Consider the following 17,343-nt stretch of genomic DNA (forward strand, 5'->3'; position numbering starts at 1 on the left):
CACAGTTCTCACGCGTTGCCGCCCGCTTCGTGACTCACCGCTTAGGCTTGCGTCCTGTCTGTCACCCTGGCCGCATGGACATGGCGGCCATACCGACGCAACGGGAGTACGACACCCACGCCCCGGCGGTGCGCGGGCACGCCGGCCTGCCCGGCAGCCCCCTCGCCCCGGGCTCCGCCCGCGCCCTGGTGCGCGCCGCGCTCGCCGAGGTCCCCGCGCTGCCCCGGCGGTTCGTGGACGACGCCCTGGCCGTCGTCAGCGAACTCGTCACCAACGCCGTCGTCCACGCGGGCACCGACGTCGACGTCGACTGGCGCCTGGAGACGACCGGCGCCTTCGTCGTCGAGGTCGGCGACCGCCATCCCGCCCGACCCCCGCGCGACCCCGGCACCGGCGACACGTCGAGCGAGACGGCCGAGTACGGGCGCGGACTGCGCCTGGTCGCCGACCTCGCCGAATCCTGGGGCGTCACCTACCGCCGGGGCGAGAAGACCGTGTGGGCGCGGCTGCGGCCCGGTGGCGAACCGCTGGAAGGTCCCGCTGCCGACCACACCCTGGACATCGCCGAGGTCCTCGCCCCGCGGCCGCGGGGCGAGGGACGCGACCGGGACTGGCTCGGCCGGGGCGCGCTGTCCTTCCTCGCCGAGGCCTCCGACCTGCTCGCCGGACAGCTCGACGAGAACCTGGTCGCCGCCCTCACCGGCCGGCTGATCGTGCCCCGGCTCGCCGACTGGTGCGCGGTGTGGCTGGAGGACGAGGCGACCGTACGCGGCGGCGACGGCGGCGCACCCGCCGGGGTCTGGGTGGCCGACGAGGACCGCGCCGAGGAACTGCACCGCGCCCTGGAGAAGGACCCGCCCCGGCCGCCGGAGGGCCTGAGGCCCGACCCGGAGCCCCACCCGTGGCCCGGTGAGGCGCTCGGCACCCACGGCACGGCCCTCGCCTTCCGCCTCATCGCGGGCGGCCGCCCGCTCGGCACCCTGGTCCTCGGGCGGTGCGGGCAGCCCCGGTTCCCCGACGAGGTCACCGGCCTGGTGGAGGACCTGAGCCGCCGGGTGGCCCTCGCCATCGGCGCGGCCCGCCAGTACGCCCGGCAGGCCACCATCAGCGCCGTCCTGCAGCGCGGGCTGCTGCCCGGAGCGGTCGCCGAGATCCCCGGGATGAGCAGCGCCCTCGTCTACGAGCCCTGCGACAAGGGCGGCCCGAGCGGCGACTTCTACGACCTGTTCCCGGCGGGCGACGGCCGCTGGTGCTTCGCCGTGGGCGACGTCCAGGGCAAGGGCCCGGAGGCAGCCGTCGTGATCGGGCTCGCCCGGCCGTGGCTGCGCCTGCTCGCCCGCGAGGGCTACCGGGTCGCCGACGTCCTCGACCGGCTCAACCAGCTCCTCCTCGACGACGCCACCGAGGCCGCCGACGCCGCCGCCCGCGCGCTGGTCGCGGCCGGCGGCCGGCCCGTGGCCGCCGGGGACGGACCGCAGACCCGCTTCCTGTCCCTGCTCTACGGCGAGCTGACGCCCCACGCGGACGGCGGCGTCCGCTGCACCCTCGCCTCCGCCGGGCACCCCCTGCCGCTGCTGCTGCGCCCCGACGGCGAGGTGCGCACCGCCGCCCGCCCGCAGACCCTGCTCGGTGTCGTCGAGGACGAGACATACACCAGCGAGACCGTCGAGCTGCGGCCCGGCGACAGCCTGCTGTGCGTCACCGACGGCGTCACCGAGCGGCGCTCCGGCTCCCGCCAGTTCGACGACGGCGACGGGCTCGCGCGGGCCCTGTCCGGCTGCGCGGGCCTGACCGCCGAGGAGATCGCCGAGCGGATCCGCCGTCTCGTGCACGACTTCGGCGGCGGTCTGCCCGAGGACGACCTGGCCCTGCTGGTGCTCCAGGCGGGGTGACTCCCGCCGTACGGGACAATGGGGGACATGCCTTCCGCACTCCCCGACGGTGAGCACGTCCCCGACGACGGCGCGCTGCCCGCCTCCGCGCTCGCCGGGGCCGCCGGCCGCCCCCTCGGGTTCTACCTGCACGTCCCGTACTGCGCGACCCGCTGCGGCTACTGCGACTTCAACACGTACACCGCCACCGAGCTGCGCGGCACCGGCGGCGTGCTCGCCTCCCGGGACAACTACGCGGACACCCTGACGGACGAGATCCGGCTGGCGCGGAAGGTCCTCGGCGACGACCCCCGCCAGGTCCGCACGGTCTTCGTGGGCGGTGGCACGCCCACCCTGCTGGCCGCCGACGACCTGGTACGGATGCTGGCGGCGATCCGCGACGAGTTCGGTCTGGCGCCGGACGCGGAGATCACGACCGAGGCGAACCCGGAGTCGGTCGACCCGGCGTACCTCACCACCCTCCGTGAGGGCGGCTTCAACCGGATCTCCTTCGGCATGCAGAGCGCGCGGCAGCACGTGCTGCGGATCCTGGACCGCACGCACACCCCCGGCCGCCCCGAGGCATGTGTGGCGGAGGCACGGGCGGCGGGCTTCGAGCACGTCAACCTGGACCTGATCTACGGCACCCCGGGGGAGAGCGACGACGACTGGCGGGCCTCGCTGGACGCGGCGATCGGCGCGGGCCCCGACCACGTCAGCGCCTACGCCCTGATCGTCGAGGAGGGCACCCAGCTCGCCCGCCGCATCCGCCGCGGCGAGGTCCCGATGACGGACGACGACGTCCACGCGGACCGCTACCTGATCGCCGAGGAGACCCTGTCCGCCGCGGGCTTCGACTGGTACGAGGTCTCGAACTGGGCCACCTCCGAGTCCGGGCGCTGCCTGCACAACGAGCTGTACTGGCGGGGCGCGGACTGGTGGGGCGCGGGACCCGGCGCCCACTCGCACGTGGGCGGGGTGCGCTGGTGGAACGTCAAGCACCCGGGCGCCTACGCGGCGGCGCTGGCCGCGGGCCGGTCCCCGGGCGCGGGCCGCGAACTGCTCTCGGACGAGGACCGGCGGGTGGAGCGGATCCTGCTGGAGCTGCGGCTGCGGGAGGGGGTGCCGCTGCCGCTGCTGAAGGAGGAGGGGCTGGCGGCCTCACGCCGGGCGCTGGCGGACGGACTGCTCCAGGAGGGCCCCTACGGCGAGGGCCGCGCCGTCCTGACCCTGCGCGGGCGGCTGCTGGCGGACGCGGTGGTGCGGGATCTGGTGGACTGATCACCCGGCGTCCGGCACCGGCGGGTGCGCCGGCCGCACCGCTACGCCGTCACGAAGTCGATCAGTTCCTCCACCCGCCCCAGCAGTTCCGGCTCCAGGTCCTTGTAGGACCGCACCCCGGACAGGATCCGCTGCCAGGCCGCCCCCGTGTTCTCCGGCCAGCCCAGCGCCCGGCACACGCCCGTCTTCCAGTCCTGGCCGTGCGGGACGCGGGGCCAGGACCCGATGCCCAGTGAGGCCGGCTTCACCGCCTCCCAGATGTCGATGTACGGGTGGCCGACGACCAGCGCGTGCTCGCTCGTCACGGATCCGGCGATGCGCCACTCCTTCGTGCCCGGCACCAGGTGGTCCACCAGGACGCCGAGGCGCGCGTCCGGGCCCGGCGCGAACTCCGCGACGATCGACGGCAGGTCGTCCACGCCCTCCAGGTACTCCACGACCACGCCCTCGACGCGCAGGTCGTCGCCCCACACCTTCTCGACCAGCTCCGCGTCGTGCCGGCCCTCGACGTAGATGCGGCCGGCGCGGGCCACGCGCGCGCGTGCGCCGGGAACGGCCACCGAACCGGACGCCGTGCGGGTGGGCCGTGCCGGAGCCGACGACGGCCGCACCAGGGTCACCACCCGGCCCTCCAGCAGGAAACCGCGCGGCTCCAGCGGGAACACCCGGTGCTTGCCGAAGCGGTCCTCCAGCGTGACCGTGCCCGCCTCGCAGCGGATCACCGCCCCGCAGAACCCGGAACCGGGCTCCTCCACCACCAGCCCCGGCTCCGCCGCGACCTCCGGCACGGGCTGGGACTTCTTCCACGGCGGGGTCAGATCGGAGGCGTACACACGAGGGCGCGGGCCCGAAGGGCCCTCGTTGGAAGGGCGGTGGCGGGAGACGGGTGGGCGCATTCGGATGACGATAGGAGAACCGGCGGGTCTGTGCTCATGACACGCCGAAACGCGCCGCCAGCTCTTCGCGCTGGCGCCGTACGAAGGCCGCGTCCACCACCGCTCCGTGACCGGGCACGTACAGCGCGTCCTCGCCGCCCAGGGACAGCAGGCGGTCGAGCGCGTCCGGCCAGCGGGACGGGACCGCGTCCGGGCCCGCCTGAGGGTCGCCCGACTCCTCCACCAGGTCGCCGCAGAAGACGACCTCCGGGTCGCCCGGCACCAGCACCGCCAGGTCGTGGGCCGTGTGGCCGGGACCCACGTTGGCCAGCAGCACCTGACGCCCGCCGCCGAGGTCCAGCGTCCACTCCCCGGAGACCAGGTGCCGGGGCGGCACCAGCGCGTCCACCGCCTCGTCGGCGTCCGGGACCGGCAGGCCGTTCCTGACCGCGTCCAGGCGCAGCTCCCCGCGCCCGTGCGCCAGCACCGCGTCCGTGCCGACCGCCGCGTACACCTCGGCCCCGGCGAGGGCGGACGCCCCGAAGACGTGGTCGAAGTGGGGATGGGTGAGCGCGAGATGGGTCACACGGTGCCCCGCGAGCCGCTGCGCCCGCGCCCGCAGCCGCGCGCCCTCGGCGAGGCTCGACCCGGCGTCCACCATCAGCGCCGTACCCGCCCCGAGCACCAGGCCCGCGGTGCAGTCCCAGCCGGGCAGCCGGCACCGCCCGACCCCGTCGGCCAACCGCTCCCATCCCAGCTCTTCCCAAGTCACGGACATAACGCGACGCTAACGGTAGGACGCGATGTGGCGGGACCGACCTTGCCCAGTGAGTACCCCACGGCCGTACACTGGCCGGGGAACGCTGGCACTCGGACACGCAGAGTGCCAGGCGGACGACCCGAAGGGCCGAGCGGAAGACATGCTGGAGGTGCGCGCGGATGCTGAGTGAACGCAGACTTCAGGTGCTGCGCGCCATCGTCCAGGACTATGTGGGCACCGAGGAGCCGGTCGGCTCCAAGGCGCTCACCGAGCGGCACAACCTCGGCGTGTCCCCGGCGACCGTGCGCAACGACATGGCCGCCCTGGAGGACGACGGATACATCGCCCAGCCGCACACCAGCGCCGGGCGCATCCCCACCGACAAGGGCTACCGGCTGTTCGTCGACAAGCTCGCGGGCGTCAAGCCGATGACCGGCCCCGAGCGCCGGGCGATCCAGAACTTCCTCGAGGGCGCCGTCGACCTCGACGACGTCGTCGCGCGCACGGTGCGGCTGCTCGCGCAGCTGACCCGGCAGGTCGCCGTCGTGCAGTACCCGTCCCTGACCCGGTCCACCGTGCGGCACGTGGAACTGCTCTCGCTCGCCCCCGCGCGCGTGATGCTCGTGCTGATCACGGACACCGGCCGGGTCGAGCAGCGGATGGTGGACTGCCCGGTGCCGTTCGGGGAGACGGCCCTCGCCGACCTCCGGGCCAGGCTCAACAGCCGGGTCGCGGGCCGCCGGTTCTCCGACGTGCCGCGTCTCGTCGAGGACCTGCCGGAGGGGTTCGAGCACGAGGATCGCGGTACGGTCTCCACGGTGCTCTCCACTCTGCTGGAGACACTGGTCGAGGAGAACGAGGAGCGGCTGATGATCGGCGGCACCGCCAATCTCACCCGTTTCGGACATGACTTTCCCCTCGTGATCCGGCCCGTCCTGGAGGCCCTCGAGGAGCAGGTCGTGCTCCTCAAGCTCCTCGGCGAGGCGAAGGATCCGGGCGTGATGGTGCGCATCGGGCACGAGAACGCACACGAGGGACTCAACTCCACGTCCGTCGTGTCGGTCGGCTACGGTTCGGGCGGCGAGGCGGTTGCCAAGCTCGGCGTGGTCGGACCGACCCGCATGGACTACCCGGGAACGATGGGAGCGGTACGCGCAGTGGCACGGTACGTCGGACAGATCCTGGCGGAGTCGTAAGTGGCCACGGACTACTACGCCGTTCTCGGCGTGCGCCGCGACGCGTCGCAGGATGAGATCAAGAAGGCGTTCCGCCGGCTCGCGCGCGAGCTGCACCCGGACGTCAACCCCGATCCGAAGACCCAGGAGCGGTTCAAGGAGATCAACGCCGCTTACGAGGTGCTGTCGGACCCGCAGAAGAAGCAGGTCTACGACCTCGGCGGCGACCCGCTCTCCCAGGCGGGCGGCGCGGGCGCGGGCGGCTTCGGGGCCGGTGGCTTCGGCAACTTCTCCGACATCATGGACGCGTTCTTCGGTACGGCGTCGCAGCGCGGGCCGCGCTCGCGCACCCGGCGCGGCCAGGACGCGATGATCCGGATCGACATCGAACTGGACGAGGCGGCCTTCGGCACGACCAAGGACATCCAGGTCGACACCGCGGTCGTCTGCAACACCTGCAGCGGCGAGGGCGCGGCTCCGGGCACGACCGCCCAGACCTGTGACATGTGCCGCGGCCGCGGTGAGGTGTCGCAGGTCACCCGGTCCTTCCTGGGCCAGGTCATGACCTCCCGTCCCTGCCCCCAGTGCCAGGGCTTCGGCACGGTCGTGCCGACCCCGTGCCCGGAGTGCGCGGGCGACGGCCGGGTGCGCTCCCGCCGCACCCTCACCGTGAAGATCCCGGCCGGTGTCGACAACGGCACCCGGATCCAGCTCGCCGGCGAGGGCGAGGTCGGCCCCGGCGGCGGTCCGGCCGGTGACCTCTACGTCGAGATCCACGAGCTGCCGCACTCGACCTTCCAGCGGCGCGGCGACGACCTGCACTGCACGGTCACCATCCCGATGACCGCGGCGTCCCTCGGCACCAAGGTGCCGCTGGAGACGCTGGACGGCATGGAGGAGGTCGACATCCGGCCGGGCACCCAGTCCGGACAGTCGATCCCGCTGCACAACCGGGGCGTCACGCATCTGCGCGGCGGCGGCCGGGGCGACCTGATCGTCCACGTCGAGGTCACCACCCCGACCAAGCTGGATCCCGAGCAGGAGCGGTTGCTGCGCGAGCTGGCGAAACTGCGGGGCGAGGAGCGGCCGACGGGGCAGTTCCAGCCGGGGCAGCAGGGGCTGTTCTCGCGGCTGAAGGACGCGTTCAACGGGCGCTGAGGCCGAGGGGCCGCGGCCCCTCGGCACCGGCCGGGGGCCCGGCCCCATGGACCCCCGTCTGCCCGCCCATCACGCGGCCCGGTGGGCCGGAAAGTGGCATGTGCCAAGGGGAAGACCCGATTCGGCGCTCACCCCCGGACGTGACAACATGCGGACATGTCCTCCGCGCTGACCGATCTCTTCCCCAGGCCGATCGTGCAGGCTCCCATGGCGGGCGGGGTCTCCGTACCGCAGCTCGCCGCGGCCGTGTCCGAGGCGGGCGGGCTCGGCTTCCTCGCCGCCGGGTACAAGACCGCCGACGGCATGTACCAGGAGATCAAGCAGCTGCGGGGACTGACGGGCCGGCCCTTCGGCGTGAACCTCTTCATGCCGCAGCCCGAGTACGCGGAGTCCGGCGCCGTGGAGCTCTACACCCACCAGCTCGCCGGTGAGGCCGCCTGGTACGAGACCGAGCTGGGCGACCCGGACAGCGCCCGGGACGACGGCTACGACGCCAAGCTCGCCGTGCTGCTCGACAACCCGGTGCCGGTGGTCTCCTTCCACTTCGGGGTTCCGGCCCGCGAGGCCATCGACTCCCTGCACCGCGCCGGGACGTTCACCCTGGTCGCCGCCACCACCCCGGAGGAGGCGCGCGCGGTCGAGCGGGCCGGGGCGGACGCGGTGATCGCGCAGGGCGTCGAGGCCGGCGGCCACCAGGGCACCCATCGGGACGTCCCCGAGAACGACGGCTCCGGCATCGGGCTGCTGTCGCTGCTCGCGCAGATCCGCGAGGCCGTGCGCATCCCGGTCGTCGCCGCCGGCGGCATCATGCGCGGCGGTCAGATCGCCGCCGTCCTCGCGGCGGGCGCGAGCGCCGCCCAGCTCGGCACGGCGTTCCTCGCCACCCCGGAGTCCGGCGCCCACGCCCTGCACAAGCAGGCGCTGACCAACCCCCTGTTCGCGCGCACCGAACTGACCCGCGCCTTCTCCGGCCGCCCGGGGCGCGGCCTGGTCAACCGCTTCCTGCGCGAGCACGGCCCCTACGCCCCCGCCGCCTACCCCGAGGTCCACCATGTGACGGCGCCGCTGCGCAGGGCCGCCGCCAAGGCCGGTGACGCGCAGGGCATGGCACTGTGGGCGGGCCAGGGCCACCGGCTGGCCCGGGAGCTGCCGGCCGGGCAGCTGGTGGAAGTGCTGACGGCCGAACTCGCCGCGGCCTGGACCGCGCTGTCGGCCGGGGGTGACGCGCGATGACCGCGCCGGTGTTCGTCGTCGACTCGCTCGAGGGCGTGGGCCCCGGCTCGACCGTCGACGTGGCGGGACCCGAGGGGCGGCACGCCGTCTCGGTACGGCGGTTGCAGCCCGGCGAGGAAGTCGTGGTCACCGACGGCAGGGGCCGGGGAGTGTCCGGGGTCGTCCTCAGTACCTCGGGCAAGGACCACATGGTCGTCGAGCCCCGCGCGTTCCCGGTGGAGCCCGAACCCAGCCCTCGTATCACCGTGGTCCAGGCCCTCCCCAAGGGCGACCGCGGTGAGCTGGCCGTGGAGACGATGACCGAGACGGGCGTCGACGCGATCGTGCCCTGGCAGGCCGCGCGCTGCATCACGCAGTGGAAGGGCGACCGGGGGCAGAAGGCCCTCGCCAAGTGGCGCGCCACCGCCCGCGAGGCCGGCAAGCAGTCCCGCCGCCTCCGCTTCCCCGAGGTCGCGGACACCGCGACGACCCGACAGGTCGCCGCCCTGCTCGCCGCGGCCGACTTCGCCGCCGTGCTCCACTCCGACTTCGAGCACGACAGCGCTCCCCTCGCCACCGCCGAACTCCCCGAGCGGGGCGAGATCGTGCTGGTAGTGGGGCCCGAAGGAGGCGTGGCGCGCGACGAGTTGGCGCTCTTCGAGGAGGCGGGCGCCAAGCCGTGCGTGCTGGGCCCTACGGTGTTGCGCACATCCACCGCCGGCACCGCCGCGACGGCCCTCCTGCTGGGCCGCACCGGCCGCTGGTCCTGAACACCGGGGAACACCATGGAACTCGCCCAAGTCCGGCTCCTGGTCACCGACTTCGCCGCCTGCTACGGCTTCTACGCCGACGTCCTCGGCCTCAAGCCGCAGTCCGGCACCGGCGAGGGACCGTACGAGAAGTTCAGCCCGCACGCCGGCTCGGCCGGGATCGCGCTGCAGGACCGCGCCATGATGGCCGGGATCCTGGCGGAGCTGGGCGAGACCGCCACCGGGCACCGCTCCCTGGTCGTGCTGCGCGTGGACGACCTCGACGCGTACTGCGCGGAGATCACCGCCCGGGGCGCGACCGTGCTGCACGGGCCGGCCTTGATGACCGAACGCATGCGCGTGGCCCACCTCAAGGATCCGGAGGGCAACCTGGTGGAACTCCAGGAATGGCTCCTCCTGCGCACCTGACGGAGGTGGCGCAGGCTCCTCCTGCGCACCTGACGGAGGTGGCGCAGGCTCCTCCTGCGCACCTGACGGCGGGGGAGCGCACCGGCCGTCGCTGCCCGATCGGGTGAGTGGCCGTATGCGGCCTTCCGTCCCGGGGGCGGCGGTGGCACGCTGCCCTCCATGGGGGCATCGAGGCGGATTCGGCGCCGGCCGCGGGCCGTGCGCGGTGTGGCCGTGGCGGGGCTCGTGGTGCTGGGCGCGGGCGCGGTGGTGGCGTGTCAGCCGGGGGACCTGAGTTCGGCCTCGGCCGCGTACACCACCGACAGCACCGCGACCGCCGAGCTGAAACGGCGGCACGTGGACGTGAGCTGGCTGACCTGCACCGGCAACTACGGCGGCAAGGGCGGTGGCACGTCCCGCAGTTCGCCCTCGCCGACGGAGAGCACCGTCGTGTCCGTCGACTGCCAGGGGCAGACCAAGGACGGGCGGAGGATCACGGTCAAGGGGAAGGTGACCCGGGCCGTGGACGGGGCCTGCGTGCGCGGGGACCTGACGGCCAGGGTCGGCGGCAGGCAAGTGTTCCGGGTCAGCGGGCTCGGCGACTGCGACGCCACACCCGGTCCGACGTACCGGCCGCCCACCCGGTGGGGCGGGCAGCCGACCGTGACCGTGACCGTGACGCGGACCATCTGGTGCAAGCACGATCCCAGTTGCCGGCCCGTGGAGGGCAAGTGATCGGAACCGGGAGCGGGGGACGCCGGTCGCTGCGTACAGTGACGGGGTGACTCAGGCGGCTTCGACGGCATCCTCCGGCTACCTCCGATTCCCGCACCCGCACGGCGACTTGGTGACCTTCGTCGCCGAGGACGACGTCTGGCTGGCCCCGCTCGACGGCGGGCGCGCCTGGCGGATCAGCGCGGACAACGTGCCGGTGAACCACCCCCGCGTCTCGCCCGACGGCACCGCCGTCGCCTGGACCTCCACCCGCGACGGCGCCCCCGAGGTGCACGTCGCCCCGGTGGACGGCGGCCCCGCCGGACGCCTGACGCACTGGGGCAGCTGGCGGACCCAGGTGCGCGGCTGGACCCCGGACGGCGAGGTGCTCGCGCTCAGTACCCAGGGCCGGGCGAGCCTGCGCCGGAGCTGGGCCCGGGCCGTCCCGCTCGACGGGGGACCGGCCACCACCCTGCCGTACGGGCCGGTCGGCGATGTCGCCCACGGCCCGCACACCGTGCTGCTGTCCGCCCCGATGGGCCGCGAGGCCGCCTGGTGGAAGCGGTACCGGGGCGGCACCGCGGGCAAGCTGTGGATCGACCGGGAGGGCGACGGCGAGTTCGTCCGGCTGCACGAGGAGCTGGACGGCAACATCGAGTACCCGCTCTGGGCCGGCGACCGGATCGCGTTCCTCTCCGACCACGAGGGCACCGGCGCGCTCTACTCCTCCCTCGCCGACGGCTCCGACCTGCGCCGGCACACCCCGCTGGAGGGCTTCTACGCCCGGCACGCCGCCACCGACGGCACCCGGGTCGTCTACTCCCGCGCCGGTGAACTCTGGCTCCTGGACGACCTCGACGGCGCCGAACCGCGCCGGCTGGACATCCGGCTCGGCGGACCGCGCATGGACCTCCAGCCGTTCCCGGTGAACGCCGCCCACTGGTTCGGCTCCGCCGCCCCCGACCACACCGCGCGCGGCAGCGCGGTCGCCGTGCGCGGCGCCGTCCACTGGGTCACCCATCGCTCCGGCCCCGCCCGCGCGCTCGCCGCCCAGCCGGGCGTACGGACCCGGCTGCCGCGCACGTTCCGCTCCGAGGGCGAGGAGTGGGCGGTGTGGGTGACGGACGCCGAGGGCGAGGACGCCCTGGAGTTCGCGCCCGCCACCGGCGCCGCCCTCGGCACGCCCCCGCGCCGGCTCGCCGCCGGGGAGCTCGGCCGCGTCCTGGAACTGGCCATGGCACCCGACGGCAGCCGGGCCGCCGTCGCCGCGCACGACGGGCGGCTGCTGCTGGTCGAGCGGGAGACCGGCGAGGTGCGCGAGGTGACCCGCAGCGAACACGGCGACGTCCACGGCCTCGCGTTCTCACCCGACTCCGGCTGGCTCGCCTGGGCCCACCCCGGGCCCCAGCCCCTCTCCCAGCTCCGCCTCGCCAACACCACCGACCTGTCCGTCACCGAGGCGACCCCGCTGCGCTTCCAGGACTACGCGCCCGCCTTCACCCAGGACGGCAAGCACCTCGCCTTCCTCTCCAGCCGCTCCTTCGACCCGGTCTACGACGAGCACGTCTTCGACCTGGCCTTCGTGGAGGGCGTCCGCCCGCACCTGATCACCCTCGCCGCGACCACCCCGTCCCCGTTCGGGCCGCAGCGGCACGGCCGGCCCTTCGGCACCCCCGACAAGGAGGAGACGCCGGACAGCGAGGGCACCCCGGCGACCCGGATCGACCTCGACGGCCTCGCCGACCGCATCGTGCCCTTCCCGGTCGAGGCCGCCCGCTACTCCAACCTGCGCGCGGCCAGGGACGGGATGCTCTGGCTGCGCCACCCGGTGCGCGGCGTCCTCGGCGCGGGCCGCGCCACCCCCGACGCCCCCGACCCGAAGACCCGGCTGGAGCGTTACGACCTCGCCCAGCAGCGCCTGGAGCATCTCGCCGCCGACGCCGACCACTTCGAGGTCAGCGGCGACGGCAAGCGGGTGCTGCTGTGGAGCGACGGCCGGCTCAGGGTCGTACCCGCCGACCGGCGCGCCTCCGACGACGAGGACGGCGACTCGAACATCGCCGTCGACCTGACCCGGATCCGGCAGACCGTCGACCCGGTCGCCGAATGGCGGCAGATGTACGACGAGACCGGCCGCATCATGCGGGACAACTTCTGGCGGGCCGACATGGGCGGCGTCGACTGGGACGGTGTCCTCGACCGCTACCGGCCCGTCCTCGACCGCCTCGCCACCCACGACGACCTGGTGGACCTGCTGTGGGAGGTGCAGGGCGAACTCGGCACCTCGCACGCCTATGTCACCCCGCGCGGCGGCTTCGGTGACGGCGCCCGGCAGGGGCTGCTCGGCGCCGACATCTCCCGTCACGATGACGGCGGCTGGCGCGTCGACCGCATCCTGCCCTCGGAGACCTCCGACCCGGACGCCCGCTCCCCGCTGGCCGCGCCGGGCGTCGCCGTGCGCCCCGGGGACGCGATCGTCGCGGTCGCCGGGCAGCCGGTCGACCCGGTCACCGGCCCCGGCCCGCTGCTGACCGGCACGGCCGGTAAGCCCGTCGAACTGACCGTCTCGCCGGCCGGCGGCGGCGATCTGCGGCACGTCGTCGTGGTCCCGCTCGCGGACGAGGAGCCCCTGCGCTACCACGCCTGGGTCGCCGGCCGCCGCGCCCATGTCCACGAGCGGTCCGGCGGCCGGCTCGGCTATCTGCACGTGCCCGACATGCAGGCGCCCGGGTGGGCCCAGATCCACCGCGACCTGCGGATCGAGGTGGCCCGCGAGGGGCTGGTCGTCGACGTCCGGGAGAACCGCGGCGGCCACACCTCCCAGCTCGTCGTGGAGAAGCTGGCCCGGCGGATCGTCGGCTGGGACCTGCCGCGCGGGATGCGGCCCGAGAGCTACCCGAGGGACGCCCCGCGCGGACCCGTCGTCGCCGTCGCCAACGAGTTCTCCGGCTCCGACGGTGACATCGTCAACGCGGCGATCCGCGCCCTCGGCATCGGCCCCGTCGTCGGCACCCGTACCTGGGGCGGGGTCATCGGCATCGACAGCCGCTACCGCCTGGTCGACGGCACCCTGATCACCCAGCCGAAGTACGCGTTCTGGCTGGAGGGGGCCGGGTGGGGCGTGGAGAACCACGGCGTCGACCCCGACGTGGAGGTCGTGCAGCGCCCGCAGGACCACACGGCGGGCCGGGACGTCCAGCTGGACGAGGCGATCCGGCTGGCCCTGGAGGCGCTGGAGGCGACTCCCGCCAAGATGCCGCCAGAACTGCCGTGACCGGATTTTGCGGCACCCCCGATACGATGCCCCGGTACTGATCACCGGCGTGAGGAGGCACACGCATGGCAGGGGAACCGCAGGACGACTGCCTGTTCTGCAAGATCGTCGCGGGGGCCATCCCGGCGACGGTCGTCCGCGAGACCGAGACCACCGTCGCCTTCCGGGACATAAACCCGCAGGCCCCCACCCACGTCCTGGTGATCCCCAAGGCCCACTACAAGAACGCGGCCGAACTCGCCGCAGGCGCCCCGCAGCTCGCCGCCGACGTGCTCGCCGAGACCCAGGCCGTCGCTGACGACGAGAAGCTGGACAGCTACCGCGTCGTCTTCAACACCGGCAGCGGCGCCGGCCAGACCGTCTGGCACGCCCACGCGCACGTCCTCGGCGGCCGTGGCCTCGAATGGCCCCCTGGATAACCGGTCGTGTCCGTCCGTGAGTTCGTCGTCCTCGGTACCGCGAGCCAGGTCCCGACCCGGCACCGCAACCACAACGGCTACCTGCTGCGCTGGGACGGCGAGGGCATCCTGTTCGACCCCGGCGAGGGCACCCAGCGGCAGATGCTGCGCGCCGGGGTCGCCGCCCACGACCTGAACCGGATCTGCGTCACCCACTTCCACGGCGACCACTCCCTCGGGCTGGCCGGAGTGATCCAGCGGATCAACCTCGACCAGGTGCCGCACGAGGTGACCGCGCACTACCCGCGCTCCGGTCAGCGCTTCTTCGACCGGCTGCGGTACGCGACCGCCTACCGGGAGACGGTCCGCCTCACCGAGGCACCGGTCGCCGCCGACGGCGTCCTCGCCGCGACCCCGTCGTACACGCTCGAGGCCCGGAAGCTGTCCCACCCCGTGGAGTCCTACGGCTACCGGCTGACCGAGCCCGACGGGCGCCGGATGCTGCCCGGCCGGCTCGCCGCGCATGGCATCGGCGGCCCGGACGTCGGCCGCCTCCAGCGCGAGGGCCGGCTCGGGGACGTGACGCTGGAGGACGTCAGCGAGGTGCGGCGCGGGCAGCGGTTCGCCTTCGTCATGGACACCCGGCTGTGCGACGGGGTGCACGCCCTCGCCGAGGGCTGCGACCTGCTCGTCATCGAGTCCACGTTCCTCGACGAGGACGTCGCGCTGGCGGCGGACCACGGCCATCTGACGGCGGGACAGGCGGCGGCCGTGGCGCGCGACGCCGGGGTGCGGCACCTCGTCCTCACCCACTTCAGCCAGCGCTACCCGGACCCGGAGGAGTTCGAGCGGCAGGCGCGGGCCGCCGGGTTCGAGGGCGAGCTGACCGTGGCCTACGACCTGCTGCGGGTGCCGGTTCCGAAACGGAGATAAAACCCCCGTACGATGCTGCGATGCCCCTCCCCAAAGCAGAACTGCACCTGCACATCGAAGGCACCCTGGAGCCCGAGCTGGCGTTCGAGCTGGCTGCCCGCAACGGTGTCGAGCTGCCCTACGCCGACACCGAACGGCTCCGCGAGGCCTACCGGTTCGAGGACCTGCAGTCCTTCCTGAACCTGTACTACGAGCTGATGGCCGTCCTGCGCACCGAACAGGACTTCGCGGACCTGGCCGACGCCTACCTCGCCCGCGCCGCCGCGCAGGGCGTCCGGCACGCGGAGATCTTCTTCGACCCGCAGGCCCACCTCGCCCGGGGACTGGACATGGGCACCGTCGTGGAGGGGCTGTGGCGGGCGCTGGGCCGCAGCGAGGAGAACCACGGCGTCTCCACCCGGCTGATCCTGTGCTTCCTGCGCGACGAGTCCGCCGAGTCGGCGCTCGAGACCCTTGAGGCGGCCCGGCCCCACCTGGACCGGATCACCGGCGTCGGCCTGGACTCCGCCGAGGTCGGCCACCCGCCGGTGAAGTTCCGGGAGGTGTTCGAGGCCGCCGCCGCGCTCGGGCTGCGCCGCGTGGCGCACGCCGGTGAGGAGGGGCCGCCGGAGTACATCACCGAGGCCCTGGACGTCCTCGGCGTGGAGCGCGTCGACCACGGTCTGCGCTGCATGGAGGACCCGGCGCTGGTCGAGCGGCTGGTCCGGGACCGCGTCCCGCTGACCCTGTGCCCGCTGTCCAACGTCCGGCTGCGCACGGTGGACGTGCTGGCCGGGCACCCGCTGCCCGCGATGCTGGACGCCGGGCTGCGGTGCACGGTCAACTCCGACGACCCCGCCTACTTCGGCGGGTACGCCGGCGACAACTTCGACGCGGTGCGCTCGGATTTGGGACTCGGCGACGAGCGGCTCCGGGAACTGGCCCGCAACTCCTTCCTCGCCTCCTTCCTGGAGGACGACGAGGAGCGCCGGGCCCGCTACCTCGCCGAGGTGGAGGCGTACGAGTTCGGGTAGGCGGCGGCGGTGTCGTACGCCTCCTGCGCGGCCGGGACCGGGGCCTCCACCTGGATCTCCACCACGGGCAGCGGCAGCCGGCCCGCGCGCAGCGCCACCAGCGTCATCGGCACCGCGACCGCCAGCAGGCCGACGGCCAGGACCTGGCCCATGACCGGGAATCCCGCCCCCGCCGCCAGCACGCTCCCGGTCAGCGGGCCCGCCGCCGTGCCCAGCGACGCCGCCGAGCCGACCAGCACCGCCCAGCGGCCCCGCGGGTCCAGGGACGCGGCCAGCCCGATGACGTACGAGAGCACGACCGGGTAGAGCAGGTTCCAGGAGATCTCGCCCGCCGCGAAGGCCGGCAGGCCGTCGGCCGAGGCGCTGAGCACGATGCAGCCCGCGATGAGCGCCGTACCCGCGCCGATCGGCACCGCCCGGCCGAGGCGCGGTCCGAGCGCCCCGGCGCCCAGCACGCCGACCAGCCCGGCGCCGAGTGCGACGGCGAACACCGCGCCGACGGTGACCTCGGTCAGGTGGGCCTGGCCGAGGCCGATGCGTCCGCTGACGCCCCACAGCGCGTTCTGCGCCAGCGACCAGCAGGGCATGGCCGCGGCGAGCAGCAGTCCGGCCCGCCGGTGGGGCAGCCGGGCACCGGGTCCCGCCGGCCGGCGGGCCGGAGCCGTGGCGGCGGACAGCCGGCCGGTGAACGGCCACACCGCGAGCGCGGTGAGGGCGATCGCGGCGAGCGGCAGACCATGGCCGGGGCCGAGGTGGGGGATCGTCAGGTAGAGGACACCGGCGAGCGCGGAGACGCCGAGCAGCCCGAACGTGGTCGCCCGGTGCGGATCCCGCTGGGCCGCGATGCCACTGGCGGCGACCGCCGTGACCGTGCCGGAGCCGAACCCGCCGAGGAGCGCGCCCACGACGACGGCCGGTACGGCCTCGCTGAGCGCGGCCCCGCCGTAGCCGAGGAAGGCGAGCGTGAGGCCGAGGCGGGCCAGGGTGCGGGCGCCGGCCCGCTCGACCCGGGAGGCCAGCAGGAAGCCTGCGGCCGCCGAACTCAGCAGCAGGGCACTGCCGATGGCCCCGGCCTGGGTGGTGGTGAGCGGAAGCCCGGTGTCCAGCCGGCCGACGGTGGTCGGCAGCAGATACGGGGCGAGGTACCCGGCCGTGAAAAGGGCGACGAGGGGCCAGGGCATGGAGCGGGGGGCGGACACGGGCGTTCCCAGGGCAGGCGAAGGAGCGGCTCGAGAGCCGGGGGAGAGGGGAGGGCGACGGCCGTCGACGGACGGGAACGCGCGAGCAAGTTGTATCAAGCACGCGGTTCCAGAAGAAGTTCGGATGGAGTGATCTGGATCACTCTTGCGTTTGGGTCGAATGGTCACGGGTAAAGGGGCGCGCTTTGCCGGGCGTCTGCCCCTGAATTCCCGCCCGTCGGGCCGCTGTCCGGCTCTGTGGGCGCCATTGACGGCCCCCTGTGCGTGTACCTAGCCTCTGTTCTCATACATAGACGGCATTCACAACGGGAGATGATCTGGTG

General features: G+C 74.1%; 15 protein-coding genes. 12 read left to right on the plus strand and 3 right to left on the minus strand.

The window, feature by feature from the left end:
* Positions 1-80: 80 nt before the first annotated feature.
* Both ABZ478_RS02295 and hemW read left to right on the plus strand, forming a co-directional pair.
* On the plus strand, positions 81-1,892 hold the full coding sequence (locus ABZ478_RS02295; RefSeq protein ID WP_359544997.1) for a SpoIIE family protein phosphatase: 1,812 nt from the start codon (positions 81-83) through the stop codon (positions 1,890-1,892).
* 27 nt (positions 1,893-1,919) lie between these two features.
* Positions 1,920-3,152, plus strand: coding sequence for a radical SAM family heme chaperone HemW (hemW, locus tag ABZ478_RS02300; RefSeq protein WP_359544616.1), 1,233 nt, complete (start codon positions 1,920-1,922; stop codon positions 3,150-3,152).
* 41 nt (positions 3,153-3,193) lie between these two features.
* Here the strand turns inward: hemW and ABZ478_RS02305 are convergent, their stop codons facing one another.
* Entirely contained in the window at positions 3,194-4,048 is an 855-nt protein-coding gene (locus ABZ478_RS02305; RefSeq protein ID WP_359544617.1) for a DUF3097 domain-containing protein, read from the minus strand.
* Between the two features lie 34 nt (positions 4,049-4,082).
* Complete coding sequence (locus tag ABZ478_RS02310) at positions 4,083-4,805, minus strand: MBL fold metallo-hydrolase (protein WP_359544619.1); 723 nt, start codon at positions 4,803-4,805, stop codon at positions 4,083-4,085.
* Positions 4,806-4,966: 161 nt separating this feature from the next.
* On the opposite strand from ABZ478_RS02310, the gene hrcA reads away from it, so the two are divergent.
* The 10 genes from hrcA to ABZ478_RS02360 all read left to right on the plus strand — a co-directional run bounded on the left by hrcA (position 4,967) and on the right by ABZ478_RS02360 (position 15,821).
* Positions 4,967-5,983 (plus strand): heat-inducible transcriptional repressor HrcA, encoded by a 1,017-nt coding sequence (gene hrcA, locus ABZ478_RS02315; RefSeq protein WP_359544620.1) that lies wholly within the window; start codon positions 4,967-4,969, stop codon positions 5,981-5,983.
* A complete protein-coding gene (gene dnaJ / locus ABZ478_RS02320; RefSeq protein WP_359544622.1) occupies positions 5,984-7,120 on the plus strand; it encodes a molecular chaperone DnaJ in 1,137 nt (378 codons plus the stop codon).
* Between the two features lie 156 nt (positions 7,121-7,276).
* Entirely contained in the window at positions 7,277-8,353 is a 1,077-nt protein-coding gene (locus ABZ478_RS02325) for a nitronate monooxygenase (protein WP_359544623.1), read from the plus strand.
* Positions 8,350-9,102, plus strand: a complete 753-nt coding sequence (locus tag ABZ478_RS02330; protein ID WP_359544624.1) for a 16S rRNA (uracil(1498)-N(3))-methyltransferase — start codon at positions 8,350-8,352, stop codon at positions 9,100-9,102. The genes ABZ478_RS02325 and ABZ478_RS02330 overlap by 4 nt, the downstream gene beginning before the upstream one ends.
* Positions 9,103-9,117: 15 nt before the next feature.
* Positions 9,118-9,510, plus strand: coding sequence for a VOC family protein (locus ABZ478_RS02335; protein WP_359544625.1), 393 nt, complete (start codon positions 9,118-9,120; stop codon positions 9,508-9,510).
* A gap of 159 nt (positions 9,511-9,669) precedes the next feature.
* Entirely contained in the window at positions 9,670-10,224 is a 555-nt protein-coding gene (locus ABZ478_RS02340; protein ID WP_359544626.1) for a hypothetical protein, read from the plus strand.
* A 46-nt stretch (positions 10,225-10,270) separates the two neighbouring features.
* The gene (locus ABZ478_RS02345) at positions 10,271-13,477 is read left to right on the plus strand and encodes a PDZ domain-containing protein (RefSeq protein ID WP_359544627.1); all 3,207 of its coding nucleotides are present in this window, start codon (positions 10,271-10,273) and stop codon (positions 13,475-13,477) included.
* Between the two features lie 65 nt (positions 13,478-13,542).
* Complete coding sequence (locus tag ABZ478_RS02350) at positions 13,543-13,896, plus strand: histidine triad nucleotide-binding protein (protein WP_359544628.1); 354 nt, start codon at positions 13,543-13,545, stop codon at positions 13,894-13,896.
* Positions 13,897-13,902: 6 nt separating this feature from the next.
* Positions 13,903-14,808, plus strand: a complete 906-nt coding sequence (locus ABZ478_RS02355; RefSeq protein ID WP_359544629.1) for a ribonuclease Z — start codon at positions 13,903-13,905, stop codon at positions 14,806-14,808.
* Between the two features lie 20 nt (positions 14,809-14,828).
* Positions 14,829-15,821 carry an adenosine deaminase gene (locus ABZ478_RS02360; protein WP_359544630.1) on the plus strand — a complete coding sequence of 331 codons (993 nt, stop codon included), beginning with the start codon at positions 14,829-14,831 and terminating at the stop codon, positions 15,819-15,821.
* Here the strand turns inward: ABZ478_RS02360 and ABZ478_RS02365 are convergent.
* Positions 15,785-17,020: an MFS transporter gene (locus ABZ478_RS02365; protein ID WP_359544631.1), complete on the minus strand. Its 1,236-nt coding sequence runs from the start codon at positions 17,018-17,020 to the stop codon at positions 15,785-15,787. The two genes, ABZ478_RS02360 and ABZ478_RS02365, sit on opposite strands and share 37 nt — an antisense overlap.
* Between the last annotated feature and the right edge of the window lie 323 nt (positions 17,021-17,343).

Origin of the sequence: Streptomyces sp. NPDC005706 (assembly GCF_040631045.1) — a bacterium.
In the GTDB taxonomy this organism is placed as follows: Bacteria; Actinomycetota; Actinomycetes; order Streptomycetales; family Streptomycetaceae; genus Streptomyces.

Excerpts from the sequence above, each read along its gene's own strand:
- ABZ478_RS02295 (WP_359544997.1), top strand. The coding sequence starts at position 81 with ATGGCGGCCATACCGACGCAACGGGAGTACGACACCCACGCCCCGGCG.
- hrcA (WP_359544620.1), top strand. The coding sequence starts at position 4,967 with ATGCTGAGTGAACGCAGACTTCAGGTGCTGCGCGCCATCGTCCAGGAC.
- hemW (WP_359544616.1), top strand. The coding sequence starts at position 1,920 with ATGCCTTCCGCACTCCCCGACGGTGAGCACGTCCCCGACGACGGCGCG.
- ABZ478_RS02335 (WP_359544625.1), top strand. The coding sequence starts at position 9,118 with ATGGAACTCGCCCAAGTCCGGCTCCTGGTCACCGACTTCGCCGCCTGC.
- ABZ478_RS02330 (WP_359544624.1), top strand. The coding sequence starts at position 8,350 with ATGACCGCGCCGGTGTTCGTCGTCGACTCGCTCGAGGGCGTGGGCCCC.
- ABZ478_RS02350 (WP_359544628.1), top strand. The coding sequence starts at position 13,543 with ATGGCAGGGGAACCGCAGGACGACTGCCTGTTCTGCAAGATCGTCGCG.
- ABZ478_RS02310 (WP_359544619.1), bottom strand. The coding sequence starts at position 4,805 with ATGTCCGTGACTTGGGAAGAGCTGGGATGGGAGCGGTTGGCCGACGGG.
- ABZ478_RS02340 (WP_359544626.1), top strand. The coding sequence starts at position 9,670 with ATGGGGGCATCGAGGCGGATTCGGCGCCGGCCGCGGGCCGTGCGCGGT.
- ABZ478_RS02305 (WP_359544617.1), bottom strand. The coding sequence starts at position 4,048 with ATGCGCCCACCCGTCTCCCGCCACCGCCCTTCCAACGAGGGCCCTTCG.
- ABZ478_RS02325 (WP_359544623.1), top strand. The coding sequence starts at position 7,277 with ATGTCCTCCGCGCTGACCGATCTCTTCCCCAGGCCGATCGTGCAGGCT.
- ABZ478_RS02360 (WP_359544630.1), top strand. The coding sequence starts at position 14,829 with ATGCCCCTCCCCAAAGCAGAACTGCACCTGCACATCGAAGGCACCCTG.